The organism is Paraburkholderia sp. J11-2 (genome assembly GCF_905220185.1).
Lineage (GTDB): Bacteria > Pseudomonadota > Gammaproteobacteria > Burkholderiales > Burkholderiaceae > Paraburkholderia.
Genome location: NZ_CAJMYY010000048.1, coordinates 38,917 through 50,559 on the forward strand (window position 1 = coordinate 38,917; position 11,643 = coordinate 50,559).

The 11,643-nt window shown below is 62.0% G+C and carries 9 protein-coding genes and 3 pseudogenes; 5 read left to right on the top strand and 7 right to left on the bottom strand.

From position 1 onward, the window contains the following. The first annotated feature begins 71 nt into the window (after positions 1-71). Entirely contained in the window at positions 72-806 is a 735-nt protein-coding gene (locus U5A57_RS39150; protein WP_321917509.1) for a lytic transglycosylase domain-containing protein, read from the top strand. A 462-nt stretch (positions 807-1,268) separates the two neighbouring features. On the opposite strand, the gene U5A57_RS39155 is transcribed toward U5A57_RS39150, so the two are convergent. Continuing rightward, positions 1,269-2,354, bottom strand: coding sequence for a zinc-binding dehydrogenase (locus tag U5A57_RS39155; RefSeq protein ID WP_321917510.1), 1,086 nt, complete (start codon positions 2,352-2,354; stop codon positions 1,269-1,271). A 122-nt stretch (positions 2,355-2,476) separates the two neighbouring features. On the opposite strand from U5A57_RS39155, the gene U5A57_RS39160 reads away from it, so the two are divergent. Further along, the gene (locus tag U5A57_RS39160) at positions 2,477-3,265 is read left to right on the top strand and encodes a helix-turn-helix transcriptional regulator (protein WP_321917512.1); all 789 of its coding nucleotides are present in this window, start codon (positions 2,477-2,479) and stop codon (positions 3,263-3,265) included. 171 nt (positions 3,266-3,436) lie between these two features. Here the strand turns inward: U5A57_RS39160 and U5A57_RS39165 are convergent, their stop codons facing one another. From U5A57_RS39165 to U5A57_RS39185, 5 genes are all read right to left on the bottom strand, one after another. Continuing rightward, positions 3,437-4,333, bottom strand: a complete 897-nt coding sequence (locus U5A57_RS39165) for an MBL fold metallo-hydrolase (RefSeq protein ID WP_321917514.1) — start codon at positions 4,331-4,333, stop codon at positions 3,437-3,439. Between the two features lie 22 nt (positions 4,334-4,355). Beyond that, positions 4,356-5,732: an MFS transporter gene (locus U5A57_RS39170; RefSeq protein WP_321917516.1), complete on the bottom strand. Its 1,377-nt coding sequence runs from the start codon at positions 5,730-5,732 to the stop codon at positions 4,356-4,358. A 62-nt stretch (positions 5,733-5,794) separates the two neighbouring features. Continuing rightward, complete coding sequence (locus U5A57_RS39175; RefSeq protein WP_321917518.1) at positions 5,795-6,811, bottom strand: succinylglutamate desuccinylase/aspartoacylase family protein; 1,017 nt, start codon at positions 6,809-6,811, stop codon at positions 5,795-5,797. A 153-nt stretch (positions 6,812-6,964) separates the two neighbouring features. Further along, positions 6,965-7,840: a LysR family transcriptional regulator gene (locus U5A57_RS39180; RefSeq protein ID WP_321917519.1), complete on the bottom strand. Its 876-nt coding sequence runs from the start codon at positions 7,838-7,840 to the stop codon at positions 6,965-6,967. A 102-nt stretch (positions 7,841-7,942) separates the two neighbouring features. Further along, entirely contained in the window at positions 7,943-8,932 is a 990-nt protein-coding gene (locus U5A57_RS39185) for an NADPH:quinone reductase (protein WP_321917521.1), read from the bottom strand. A 143-nt stretch (positions 8,933-9,075) separates the two neighbouring features. On the opposite strand from U5A57_RS39185, the gene U5A57_RS39190 reads away from it, so the two are divergent. Both U5A57_RS39190 and U5A57_RS39195 read left to right on the top strand, forming a co-directional pair. Further along, on the top strand, positions 9,076-9,417 hold the full coding sequence (locus U5A57_RS39190) for a helix-turn-helix domain-containing protein (protein WP_321917522.1): 342 nt from the start codon (positions 9,076-9,078) through the stop codon (positions 9,415-9,417). A 475-nt stretch (positions 9,418-9,892) separates the two neighbouring features. After that, a pseudogene (locus U5A57_RS39195) lies at positions 9,893-10,290 on the top strand (winged helix-turn-helix transcriptional regulator). Positions 10,291-10,531: 241 nt separating this feature from the next. Here U5A57_RS39195 and U5A57_RS39200 read toward each other — a convergent pair. Beyond that, positions 10,532-10,759 (bottom strand): annotated as a pseudogene (locus U5A57_RS39200) (amidase family protein); the annotation flags it as partial. Positions 10,760-11,478: 719 nt separating this feature from the next. Here U5A57_RS39200 and U5A57_RS39205 point away from each other — a divergent pair. Beyond that, positions 11,479-11,643 (top strand): annotated as a pseudogene (locus tag U5A57_RS39205) (OprD family outer membrane porin); the annotation flags it as partial.

The window sequence follows — 11,643 nt, forward strand, 5'->3', positions numbered from 1 at the left end:
CACGGCGCACACTCCAAGCTGCGTCAACAATCCGCCTGTTGCTCTCTGTGCGGCTTTATTGCGGAGGCAACATGTCCCTCCTTCCGAGCAGCCCTACCCGGATTCCAGATCCTCATCCGCATCTGGGTCGCCTCACCACACTGCTGCGGCGCGGCGCCGGTGCGCTGACGATGATACTTCTGAGTCCCGTTCTGGCGGGAGTCGCGTTGCTCGCGTACAGCGAGGACTACCTCAGTGGCGAACAGGAGCGTTCGAGGCGAGTCATCTTCGTCGGACAGGTGGCGGGCTGGAAGCCACCGCCCGATGCGCAAAGTTTGGCGAGCGCGACTGAAGTCGCCGTGCAGTCTCGCCGGCCCGGCAGGCTCAACGCCGCCGTTCAAGTCTGGGCTTCAAAGCTGAACTTTGCTGCCACGGAACGGAGATTCGGACTGCCAACTGGATTACTCGGGGCACTTGCCCAGCAGGAATCATCGGGCAACGCCCACGCGGTCAGTTACGCCGGCGCCCGGGGCTTGTTCCAGCTAATGCCGACGACGGCAAGGGAATATCACGTCGACCCAATGAACCCTTCGCAATCCGCGTGGGCGGCCGCACGAAAGCTTTCCGGGCTGATTCGCCACTATGGGGGAGATCTCACGTCAGCGTTACGCGCCTACAACTGGGGAGAAGGCAACCTCGACCGCAAAGGTCTCAGCCTGGCTCCGATGCAAACGCTGTCCTACGCGCCGTCGGTGATGTCACGCATGGGTGACTACAGTGGTGGCGGCATCTCGGCTCAACTCGCAGCCTACCAGCCCGGGGCGTGACTTATCAACATGGTCACGACCACCAACGAGCGCCGCCTCCGTCGGCTACGGAAGTTCGTCTGCCAGGGCGATCCGCTGCGCATCTTCTTCTGACGGACTTCCGGGCTCGGCCATGAAGCGACGCTCGGGATGTGTGTTCGAATGGCTGCAGTTCAGCGCATTACCGCCTGTCCAAAGCGTTCATAGCGGCGCGTAGTATCGGCTGCGAGGTTTCGTTGCGAGCAGTCCTATCCCAAGGGTACCTGGACCGGTCGACTGCTTCGCGCCCCTGCGATACAAGGATGACGAATCTCGGGCGTAGATGGCCGCAACATGACGCCGGGAGCGAATTCCTTTTGTCGTCAGCGGACATTTCCTGAATGAACTTGAGGACGGGGTCGTGGACTTGAGCACAGGACAAGCGTTTGTCAGGCACAAAGGCAGGTCGCCCATTGTGTGATCGTCTGCGAAGAACCACACTCGTCAACGCGCCGTGCTGATCACCGTCATCCGGAATGGGCCGCCGTTCGCCGCTGCATGAGCGACTGCCTCGTTCGCATCGTCGAGCGCGAACGTTGTCACATCGAAATGGCCCAGATGCAGCAGCCCACCTCGAATCAAACCTGTCATCAACGTCACGGCTTGCGTTGGATACATCCACTTGCCGCGCAACGTAATGTCGTTGCGCATGATCCACGGATAGGGAAGCTCGAGGCCCGCGCCGCCCAGCATGCCAACACCGCCCATCAGGACCACGCGCCCATACGGGCGGACCGCCATCACCGCGGCACGCACCGTCGTCGCCGGAACAGACGGCGGCATCAGGTCCATCACGCAGTCGATCGGTCCTGGCGCCGCCCGTTGCATGCGTTCGCTATCCGTTGCTTCGTCGCCGGACAGTAAAATGGTTCGCACGCGATCGCCGAATCTGCGCTCCAGGTCTTCGAGTGCCTGCGCGTTGCGGCCGGGTGCGACGACGCAGCGCGCGCCCATTGCGAGCGCGACCGCGACACACGCGCTGCCGAAGTTGCCAGTCGCTCCGCTGACGAGCAGGATCTCACCGGCCCGCAGATCAGACGCGAGCAGCCCGCCGTATGGTACGAGCAACGTATTGAGCGCGCACCAACGCGCGGCGTCAGCCGGATCGATCTCGCCGATGCGCACCGCGTTTTCTGTCGGCAACCGTAGCTGCTCGGCAAACGGGCCGTCGTGAAAATACCGCTGCAACCGCCTGCCGCCCTCGCCTCGCGCGCTCCAGCCCTGCAGCACGATATCAGGCATGAGCGCATCGTCGCGAGAGCGCACGGTCGGATCGCAGAACACCCAGTCGCCCAGTTTCAGATGCGTCGCATCGGGACCGATTGTGCGGACCCGACCGATCGCGCCGCAGCCCGGCACGATAGGCAACTCGATTGGATAGCGGCGTTCACCGCTGAACACTTCCTGCGCATAGGACAACACCGGCGCCGCAACGACGTCTACGATAACTTCGCCGGTGCCTGCAGAAGGATCCGGTATCTGTTCGATCGTGAGCGGCGCGTTGAGCGTCTTCAGGACGGCAGCTTTCATGACTCTTCCAGAAAGGGGGGATGGGCCGATTCTGGCAGGCTTAGAATAGGCAACAAGGCCCGCTGCGATCCCAGGATTGCGCAGTCCCACCCTGCCGTCCTACCCGATATGAAGCGAACACGATGACCGCCACGACGCGAACCCCATTCGGCGACTTTCTGCGCTCCCGGCGCAAGAAGCTGAGACCCGGCGACGTCGGCCTCAACGATGGCCGGCGCCGCCGCACGCCCGGCCTCCGGCGTGAGGAAGTCGCGGAACTCGCGGGCATCGGCGTGGACTGGTATATCCGCCTCGAGCAAGGGCGCGCGGTCAGCCCTTCGGATGCGACGCTGGATGCGCTTGCGCGGGCATTGCAGCTCGACAATGCCGAAGTGGCCCATTTGCGCACGCTCGCGCAGCGCAGTGAACCGCGCGCCTTCGCCCGCGAGAATGTGCCGCCCGCCGTCGCGCGGGTGGTAGCCAGTCTCGCTCTTCCGGCTTACGTGACTGGTCGGCGCTGGGACATCCTTGCGTGCAACCAGGCCGCCACCGAACTGCTCGGCTTCGATCGTCTCGCTGCGCAAGACCGCAACATCATGATTTACATGTTCCTCGAACCCGAAGCACGGCGGCTCTTTGGCGCGAGCTGGTCGAATGAAGCCCGGCGCATGATCGCGCTGTTTCGTACAAGCCACGACCTCCATGCGGGCGATCCTGCGTTCGTCGAACTGGTAGGACGCCTTGGTTCGAGCAGCGAGGAGTTCGCGAAATGGTGGAGTGCACACGACGTGCGCAGCGGCGCGTCGGGTCAGAAGGTCTTTGCGCACGCGAGGCACGGTGTACAGCGCTACGAGTACGCAACGTTTCAGGCGAACGACGATCCGGCGCTTAAGCTCGCAATCTACACGCCGGTCGACGCGGACGTCGTTTAGCTCAGGCGGCAACAGGCGGTGGTGTTCCCGCTTGCCGGCGTGATGCCCGTTCGAGCGACGCGCCGGCCGGGAAGCGGGACCCCGAGTGCTTGAGTCGATCGATGTCGTCGTTGTCGACGCTCCCCGTGTCTCTCAACGACTGCGCGCTGTCGAGCACGACCATCGCCGACATCAGCCTGGTGAGCGAGGCGCCCTCAAGTAGCGCCATTCGAATCCGTGCGGACCTTCATGCACCGTACCGGCTGATGTTTCCGGAAAGTGCGCGGGGAATACGATCGCCCCCGTTTTCGCCGCGCGTTCGAGCAACGATTGCCTCGATGCTCGCGCCTGTGGCTGATCGAGGCAGAACGTCGAATTCCACTGAGGACGATAGACTTGCAACGGACTGTGCATCACGTCCCCGGAGAACAATGCTGTCTGTCCCTGTGAGCGAATTTCGATAGCCATATGCCCGATGCTGTGGCCCGGCGTCGGCAGAAAGCGAATGCCGTCGACAATCTCCGCCCCTTCATCCGGCACGATGCGGGCCTGTTGGGCCTCGATGACCGGCAGTACGCTGTCCTCGAATACCATGCGCCGCGGCTCTCCTTCCGGCTTTGCGAAATAGTCGCACTCGCGCTGGCCGAATACATAGGTGGCGTTCGGAAAGACGGGCATCCAGCGGTCGTTTTGCCAATGCGTGTTCCATCCGACATGATCGACGTGCAAATGTGTGAGCAGCACATAGTCGACGCGCTCGCGCAGGAAGCCTGCCGCCTCGAAGCGCTCGAGCACGGGGTTGTCGAGTTGGTCGAACAGTGCACTGAACGGCCGCGTTTTCCCATTGCCGATTCCCGTGTCGACGACAATAGTCAGTCCGCGGAATTCAACGACCCACAAATGCGTTCTCATCGATACGCGTCGATTCGTCAGGTCGAGGCTGGCGGTCGAACAGTGTTCTTCCAGAACACGACCGCTAGCGGGATCCCAGTCCGGGAACAAGACATCGGGAGCGAGTGCGAACGCCGTTTCATCCACCCGAGTGATGGTTGCATCGCCCACGAGATGAGTATTGGAAGCGTTTTTCATAGCAACGTTGGTTCGTAGTAAGTCATGGAGTTCCTCGCTCTACGGCAGGCGCATGCGCGACCGGCACGCGCCGCATGGCCAGTATGTAGAGCGCGGCGCCAATCAGTGAGGACAACCCACCGGTCAAGGCCAGCGCGACGCCCAGACTGTTGCCCATGTGCCCGAGGTGCTCGTTCAGGTAACCGACGGCCAGCGGCCCAACGCCTCCGCTGATCGCGTTGGTCATGAAGACGAGCAAAGCGAGCGAACGACCACGCATGCGGTTCGGCACCGCGATTTGCAGCGGTACGGGCGCGAGGCCCATCGCGATGCTCGCGGTGAACGCACAGCTGCCATACAGCAGAACCGCGACTGTGCTGTCGGCGACGAGCGGCATCGCAATCGCGGCTGGCACCAGTGTAGCAACCGCGCCGGCGGAGAAGCCCAGCACCCTGCGCAACGTGTTTTCGTCAGTGATTCGCGTCGCAAGCATGCCCGCGCACGCGATACCAAGTGTCCCACCGATCACGTAAGCGGGTGCGGCCATCTGGCCCACCGCCTTCGGCGCGAGATGAAAATGGCGCATCAGCAAAGTCGGGAACCACGCGGCGTGCGAGTAGAACAGCGTGATCAACGCGACGTAGGCCGCGAAGTACGGCAGGCAGAAGCGATTGCGCACGAACAGTTCGACCACGACTTCGCGCAGCGATGGCATGGCGTCTCCTGCTTGCGTAGCACGAGCGAAGGTCTCCTGGCGGACCGGTTCGCGAACCGTGAATGCCACCAGCGCGGCCAACACGAGCCCGGGCAGCCCGACCGCGACGAACACCATTTGCCACGGCTCGAAGCCATGCGCCGCAAGTAGCGCGCTGCTGTCGCCATGCGCGACAGACAACAACATGCCGCCGCCGAACAACGCAACGCCGCCCCCCACGTATGGCCCAAGCATGAAGACACTGCTCGCGCGCGCCACGCGACGCGGCGTGAAGATGTCGCTGAAGATCGACAATGCAGCGGGGCTCAGCGCGGCCTCTGCGATCGCGGTCCCTGCACGAGCGATGAGCAGTTCGGAAAAGTTCGATGCGAATCCGCAAGCCATCGTCGAGATTGCCCAGATCGCAATGCAAGCGGCGATCAGCTTCACCCGGTTGGCTCGATCGACGAGCCGCGCGACGAAAACGCCCGCCGTTGCGTAGCACATCGTGAACGATAGACCCTGCAGCAGGCCGATTTGAGTATCGGTGAGCGCGAGCGACTGCTTGATCGGCTGCACGAGTACGCTGACGATCTGCCGATCCAGATACGAGAACGCGAAGCAGATGAAGAACAGCAGCACGATGTAGACCGGGTGTCGAACATCGCTGGATGACGGCCGGCCGACGTGCTCAGTCGCCTGAATCGAAGGGGGATAAGCGCTCATGCACGATCTCCGGAGGATGAGTAGGTGATTCGTCCGTCACACTCGTTCTTGTTGTTCCGTGTTCAGTCCACAACGGTATCCGCGGCCAGCAATGCAATGCAGTCGCCGGGTTCCACGCGCGCGAAAGTACGGATGCACATCACCGTGGCGTCGGCGCGGAAGCGAATCTCCAGCGGCGCTTGCCAGGGCCGGTGCGGATCGAAGAGACGTCCCGCGATCTGACCTTCGCGAACGCGATCGCCGAGTGCGAAAGCGGGCTCGAACACGCCCGCAATCGGCGAATACACATAGTGGCGTGCGCCTTCCACACGAAGAAATTGCGTCTCACCCGCCGGCGAGGGATCAGCCTCCGGCGTCATGCCGAGTCGGTGCAGGACGCGAAGCAGGCCGCTCTCGACGATCGCGAGGTTGGCCGCGTCACACCCTGCGTGGCCGCCGAATTCGCCGCACAGGAATAGCTTCCCGTGGCGTTCGGCGGCCGCCGCGAAAGTGCGATCTTCGCCGAGCAGATCCATGATCATCGTGTTTGGTGCTCCAAACGCGCGAACGAGGTCCAGATAGAGCGCACGCCGCTCGCCTTCGGCGGGTGGCGACGCGAGAAGCGTGGGAGCATGTTCGAAAGATGCACCGCCGGCGTGAAGATCGATGACGACGTCGGCGCGTGGAAGCAATACCGTTTCGACGTAGTGCGCGATCATCTCCGTCGGCTGCCCGTTGCGTGCGCCCGGAAAAAGCCGGTTCAGATTGCCGTGGTCAATCGGGGAAGTGCGGGAGCCGTTGATGAAGGCCGGGAAGTTCAGCGCTGGAATCACGATGATGCGGCCACGGATCGCCATCGACGGCAGCCGCTGGAGCAGCTTGAACAATGCGACTGGGCCTTCGTATTCGTCGCCGTGGTTGCCGCCTGTGAGTAGAACGGTCGGGCCTGTCCCCGCTCCGGCGTTGAGCACGGCGAGCGGGATGGGAATGTGCCCGTAAGCCGAGCGATCGTGCGACCAGGGCAGCCTGAGCGTGCCGGTCTGGAAACCGGTGCGCTCGAAGTCCACGTCAGTGGCGATAAGCGAAGGAAGATGGGACATGGTGCGATCCGTAAGCAGCGAGGCGACGCCCCGGTTGTCTTACTATCGCCGAAGACAAAATGCCTGACCAATGCCGTTTTCTGCAGCCGGTGATGCTTTGAAGGCATCACCGGCTACGCGTTCCTCCACCGTCGCGCCGCAGCCACGCGCCGCCTACTTCAGCTGGTCGATGAATCGAGCCAATGCCATGTTTGCGCCGTTTGTTACGTAGCAGAATTCGAGTGGCAACGGCACCGACAAATCCTGAAGATCGACGAAACGCACGCGTGCCGGTGGACGATCGCGATTCGCCGCGTTCACGATCGCGGCCCCCATGCCCGCGGACACGAGCGAAAGGATGGCCGTTTCGGTGCTGGCCTCCTGTCGGATGTCGAGCGTCAGGCCGCGCTCGGCGCACGCGGACAGGAGGCGGTCGTAGTACGCCGGGTAGACGCGTCGAGGAAAGGCGATAAATGGGGTTTCCCGAAGGTCTGCCGTCGAAACGGCCCCCGCTTTGCCGAGCGGCCACGCTTCAGGCACGGCCAACAGGACGTTCTGTTCGAGCACCGGCACGCTCGCGATGCCTTCGGGGAGCACACCGACTCGATAGCAGAAACCGCCGTCGAGCCGTCCCGCTGCAATCGCTTCAAGTTGCTCCGGAGTGTTCATCGGCTGCAGTTCGAGCGCGACTTCCGGCACTGCCTGTTCGAATTCGCGCAACGCGCTGGAGACAATGCCACTCCATGCCGCGTTTTCGACAAACCCGACGCGCAAATGACCGCGCAAACCGGAGGCGATCTGGCGGGCGAGGCGATTGGCGGCGTCTACGCGGGCCAGAATCTCTCGCGCCTCGGACAAGTAGGCCTCGCCCGCAGCCGTGAGCAGCAGACCTCGTGGCGTACGTTCGAACAAAGCCGCGCCGATGGCCTGTTCGAGATCCTGGATTTGCCGGGAAATCGCCGGCTGCGTCACGTGCAGTTGTTCGGAAGCCGAGCGCACACTGCGCAATTCTGCGACAGCGATGAAATAGCGAAGATGCCGGAGTTCCATGGCGGTATGGGAACAGGACGTTGGAGCGTCATCGTAAACCACTGCACGCGTTGAATGGCAGCCTTGAGGAAATCGTATAAGTCAGGCGTGTGGGGCTCGTGCTTATGAATTCGGCTTCACGATGATCTTGCCGATAACCCGGCCCGTTTCTTGAGCTTCGTGTGCTTCGACGATAGCGTCGAGTGATACTTGCATCCCTATCGTGGGTGCATACGCTCCGTGCACGAGGCATTGGCTGATCGCTGAGACCGCTGCGGACTTTGCGGCCGCCGGGACAGTGTAGATGTAGATGAACCGGAATGTGCAGCCTGCGATCATCGCCTTTAGCAGCGGAAGGGCCAGGTGGTCGGCAGCGGACTCCACAGCATAGGCGCTGATGATGCCGCCGTCGGCCAGACAGCTCATATCGGTTTCGAGGTTGTCTTGCAGACTGACATCCACGATCCGGGCGACCCCTCGCTGCCCAGTAGCCGAATTCACGATCGCCGACACATCTTGCGACAGTCGATTGATGACAAGGTCTGCACCCGCACGTCGCGCAGCGTCCGCCTGTTCAGGCGTTGAGACGGTCGTCGCGACCCACGCGCCCGCCCATTTTGCAAGCAGGATTGCTGCGGTTCCGACTGCCCCCGCGCCCCCATGGACGAGTATGCTATGCCCGTTGATAACGCCATCTGCGAAGAGGCAGCGATGAGCCGTGAGTGCTGGAATGCCCAAACAGGCTCCGACCTCAAACGAAACGTTGTCGGGTAAAAAAACGGCTTGTGATGCCGGCACGACTGCGCAGTCCGCAGCCGTGCCGAATGGGCGACGATATTGCGCTTCGAACAGCCATACCCGTTCGCCGATGCGTGTCGGCGCAACGCCGACCCCGACCGCGTCGATCACTCCGGCGCCATCTTGATGCGGAATGACCATGGGGAAAGCGGCAGGACCGGAGAAACCGGTGCGCGCCTTGATATCGCTCGGATTCAGACCGGACGCATGGATTCGCACGCGAACTTCGCCGGGACCTGGTTGCGGAACCGGAAAATCACCAAGCCTCAGTACTTCCGAAGCTCTGCCCTGCCTTTCGTAGTATGCGGCCTTCATCTATCTCCCTCCTTGAATAACACGGTCGTCCGCTGAGCGTTGGTCAGCGCAATAGAGCGGAGACTATCGGCGGTCGACTGTTTTTGTACAAGAAGGCACATCTTTGATATATAGGGATAGAAAGTATCCTATTGGGAGTCTGCATGGCCTCTTCGGTTACTACGTATCAGTGCTCCGTTGCTGCAACGGTCGACGTCGCCGGCGGAAAATGGAAACCGCTGATCGTCCACTATCTGATGAACGGCACGAAACGGTTCGGCGAATTGCGACGCTTGATCGGAACAGTCACGCAGCGCTCTTTGACGCTGCAGCTTCGTGAACTTGAATTGAACGGGATCGTGACACGTAAGGTTTTCGCGGAGGTTCCGCCGCGTGTCGAATACTCGTTGACCGAGTTCGGAAAAACGCTCGCGCCCGTGCTTGAGGCAATGAAGCAATGGGGCGACGCTTACATCGAACGACTGGAGCAATTGGAGTCCTGCTAACCGCGCTCGTCGACGTCCGCTTATAGGCCCAGAGAACGGCGCTTGGGGGTCGACGACTATGGGCCACTGCATCGGGCTATAGTCCGCCAGCAAGCGCCGTGTATTTTCGCTGTTACGGAGTCGTTGGAACGACCGCTTCGCTTTGATACCGGCCCTTTGCACGCGGAGGGTGGTCTATGGCAACAGCTCGGGCGGCGGCAGTGGCGGCGCCCTGATGTCCAGTCAACGGTCATTAGCGTAGCGCGATCGTCGTGTCCTTCGCGTTGAGCGCTGCTTCGAACAGAGACTTGCCCGGGCCCGCCAACCACGCGTCGAAGCTCAGCAGTGGCCCGAACGTGCTCGTCAATGACGCGATATCCGCATTACCGGCCAGCCGGCCATCGTCAAACAGATCGGCGAGGCGTCCGAGGAAAGCATTTTCTCGCAGCAGACTGTCGGGGAAGCGTTGATAGGTAATGGACTTGCCTCCTCGACCATGCCCGCGTTATCCCAGGAAGCGCTTGAACTGAACCGCCTCGTGCTCGAGGAGATAACGAGCAAGTGGACACTGCTCGTGCTAGGACATTTGTGCGGAGGCCCGATGCGCTTCAACGCTTTACGGCGCGCCAACGACGGCATCACACAAGGGCCTTGACACAATGCCTGCGTCGCCTCGAAGCCAGTGGATTCGTCAAGCGATCGGTGGTCTGCACCGCGCCCGTCGCGGTGATGTACGAGATTTCGCCGCTGGGTCGTTCCTTGGAACCGCATTTGCGGGCGCTGTTGCAATGGGTGGACGAGAATCGTGATGCGATCAAGGCGTCGCAGTGCGCGTTCGCCACACAAGGCCCGGGAGACGCGCTCAATCAGACACCGGGAGCTGTGTCGCGATAACGATGAGGGAACGAGCGGACAATCACATTGCACAGGACTGCTTGTCACGCCGGGCACGGCGCAGAAGATCGACTTTGCTGCCAGCCTTCAGAGGCACGGCCCAAGTCTTTCCATCGACCAAACGAGCGTCGACGCAGATGTAGCTGCTCGCGACGGCGCTGCCGCAGCAGCACCAACTTTTGCGTGATACGCGCGGCCCTCTGTCATCTAGATGGCCACGCTCGCGCGCCCCGAGTCGTTGTCACTTCGACTGGCATCCCGCCCACAATATCGGGCGGCGATCGACCCACGGCCGGGCCCGCTCGAGTTGCCCGGCAAGTTGCAGCAACGTGTCTTCCCGGCCGAATCCTGCCGCGAACTGCGTGCCAATCGGCAAGCCGGTTTCCGGGTGCGTTTCAAGCGGTACGGACATGGCAGGGAGCCCGGAGACGTTGAAAGGTGGCGTGAATGGGGAATGTCGAAAGACCCGAATGGGTCGGTCCGCAACAGGATCTCAACGCCCTGTTTCCGAGGGAGCGCGTGCCGTCCCCGAAGCTGCAAGCGTTCCTGCGCTACTTGAAGACTCAGTTGCGCTTTACGCATACGACTTGACTGGACGAAAGTACACCACCCGCGCGCTCTATGGTTCACCGGGCAAATGGCATCGGGCATCAGCAATCGGATTCACGTCGTACCTCGACAGGCTGAAGTTGGAGCAGCTTATGGCGTCGGCACTTATTCGGCTATCCTGCATCCGCGATCTCGCCGCAGATTCAGCCCGCCGGCATTAGCGCAGATATGAATGGATCGGAGCGTTGGGCGCACGGATGTCGAATGGCTGATATCGGGCGAGCAGCAGTCACTTGAGCTACTCAGGTCGAGCGGCTGCTCAGGGTCGACAAGCGCCCTCCGGATGGCAGGAAATGTCACACTCACTTCCTCAAAGCCGTTCCGTTGTGCGATTTGCCCGCCCCGCCACGCGGCCTCCCCTCGCTGGTTTTCGCACCAACCGGATCCGGCTGACACAGGAAGCTCGCACCCGATGGGCGGATGCGCAATTGCAATAAATCGCCTCGGCGCAGGCAATATCGACGCGAGTGTGGTGCTTAGACGTGAAGGCTGGCAACGCAGCCGCGCGCCATCGGCGAGACCGACGCTCGTGGGCATCTGTGGGCGCCGCCGGCCGCTGGGATAGCCGCGATAATGGGCTACAGCAAGGACGGGAGCCTTTCGCTTTTCGCCAATCAGGCCGACGACGTCTGGCGCCAGTACTACGCCTCCTTGCAGCAAAGCTACGGCGACCCTTCGACGATCAAGTGGACCGGCTTCTTCAACATCTACTCGACACACGATCAGGGCAGTGCAATGCAGGGC

Excerpts from the sequence above, each read along its gene's own strand:
- U5A57_RS39175 (WP_321917518.1), bottom strand. The coding sequence starts at position 6,811 with ATGTCCCATCTTCCTTCGCTTATCGCCACTGACGTGGACTTCGAGCGC.
- U5A57_RS39185 (WP_321917521.1), bottom strand. The coding sequence starts at position 8,932 with ATGAAGGCCGCATACTACGAAAGGCAGGGCAGAGCTTCGGAAGTACTG.
- U5A57_RS39165 (WP_321917514.1), bottom strand. The coding sequence starts at position 4,333 with ATGAAAAACGCTTCCAATACTCATCTCGTGGGCGATGCAACCATCACT.
- U5A57_RS39160 (WP_321917512.1), top strand. The coding sequence starts at position 2,477 with ATGACCGCCACGACGCGAACCCCATTCGGCGACTTTCTGCGCTCCCGG.
- U5A57_RS39150 (WP_321917509.1), top strand. The coding sequence starts at position 72 with ATGTCCCTCCTTCCGAGCAGCCCTACCCGGATTCCAGATCCTCATCCG.
- U5A57_RS39190 (WP_321917522.1), top strand. The coding sequence starts at position 9,076 with ATGGCCTCTTCGGTTACTACGTATCAGTGCTCCGTTGCTGCAACGGTC.
- U5A57_RS39170 (WP_321917516.1), bottom strand. The coding sequence starts at position 5,732 with ATGAGCGCTTATCCCCCTTCGATTCAGGCGACTGAGCACGTCGGCCGG.
- U5A57_RS39155 (WP_321917510.1), bottom strand. The coding sequence starts at position 2,354 with ATGAAAGCTGCCGTCCTGAAGACGCTCAACGCGCCGCTCACGATCGAA.
- U5A57_RS39180 (WP_321917519.1), bottom strand. The coding sequence starts at position 7,840 with ATGGAACTCCGGCATCTTCGCTATTTCATCGCTGTCGCAGAATTGCGC.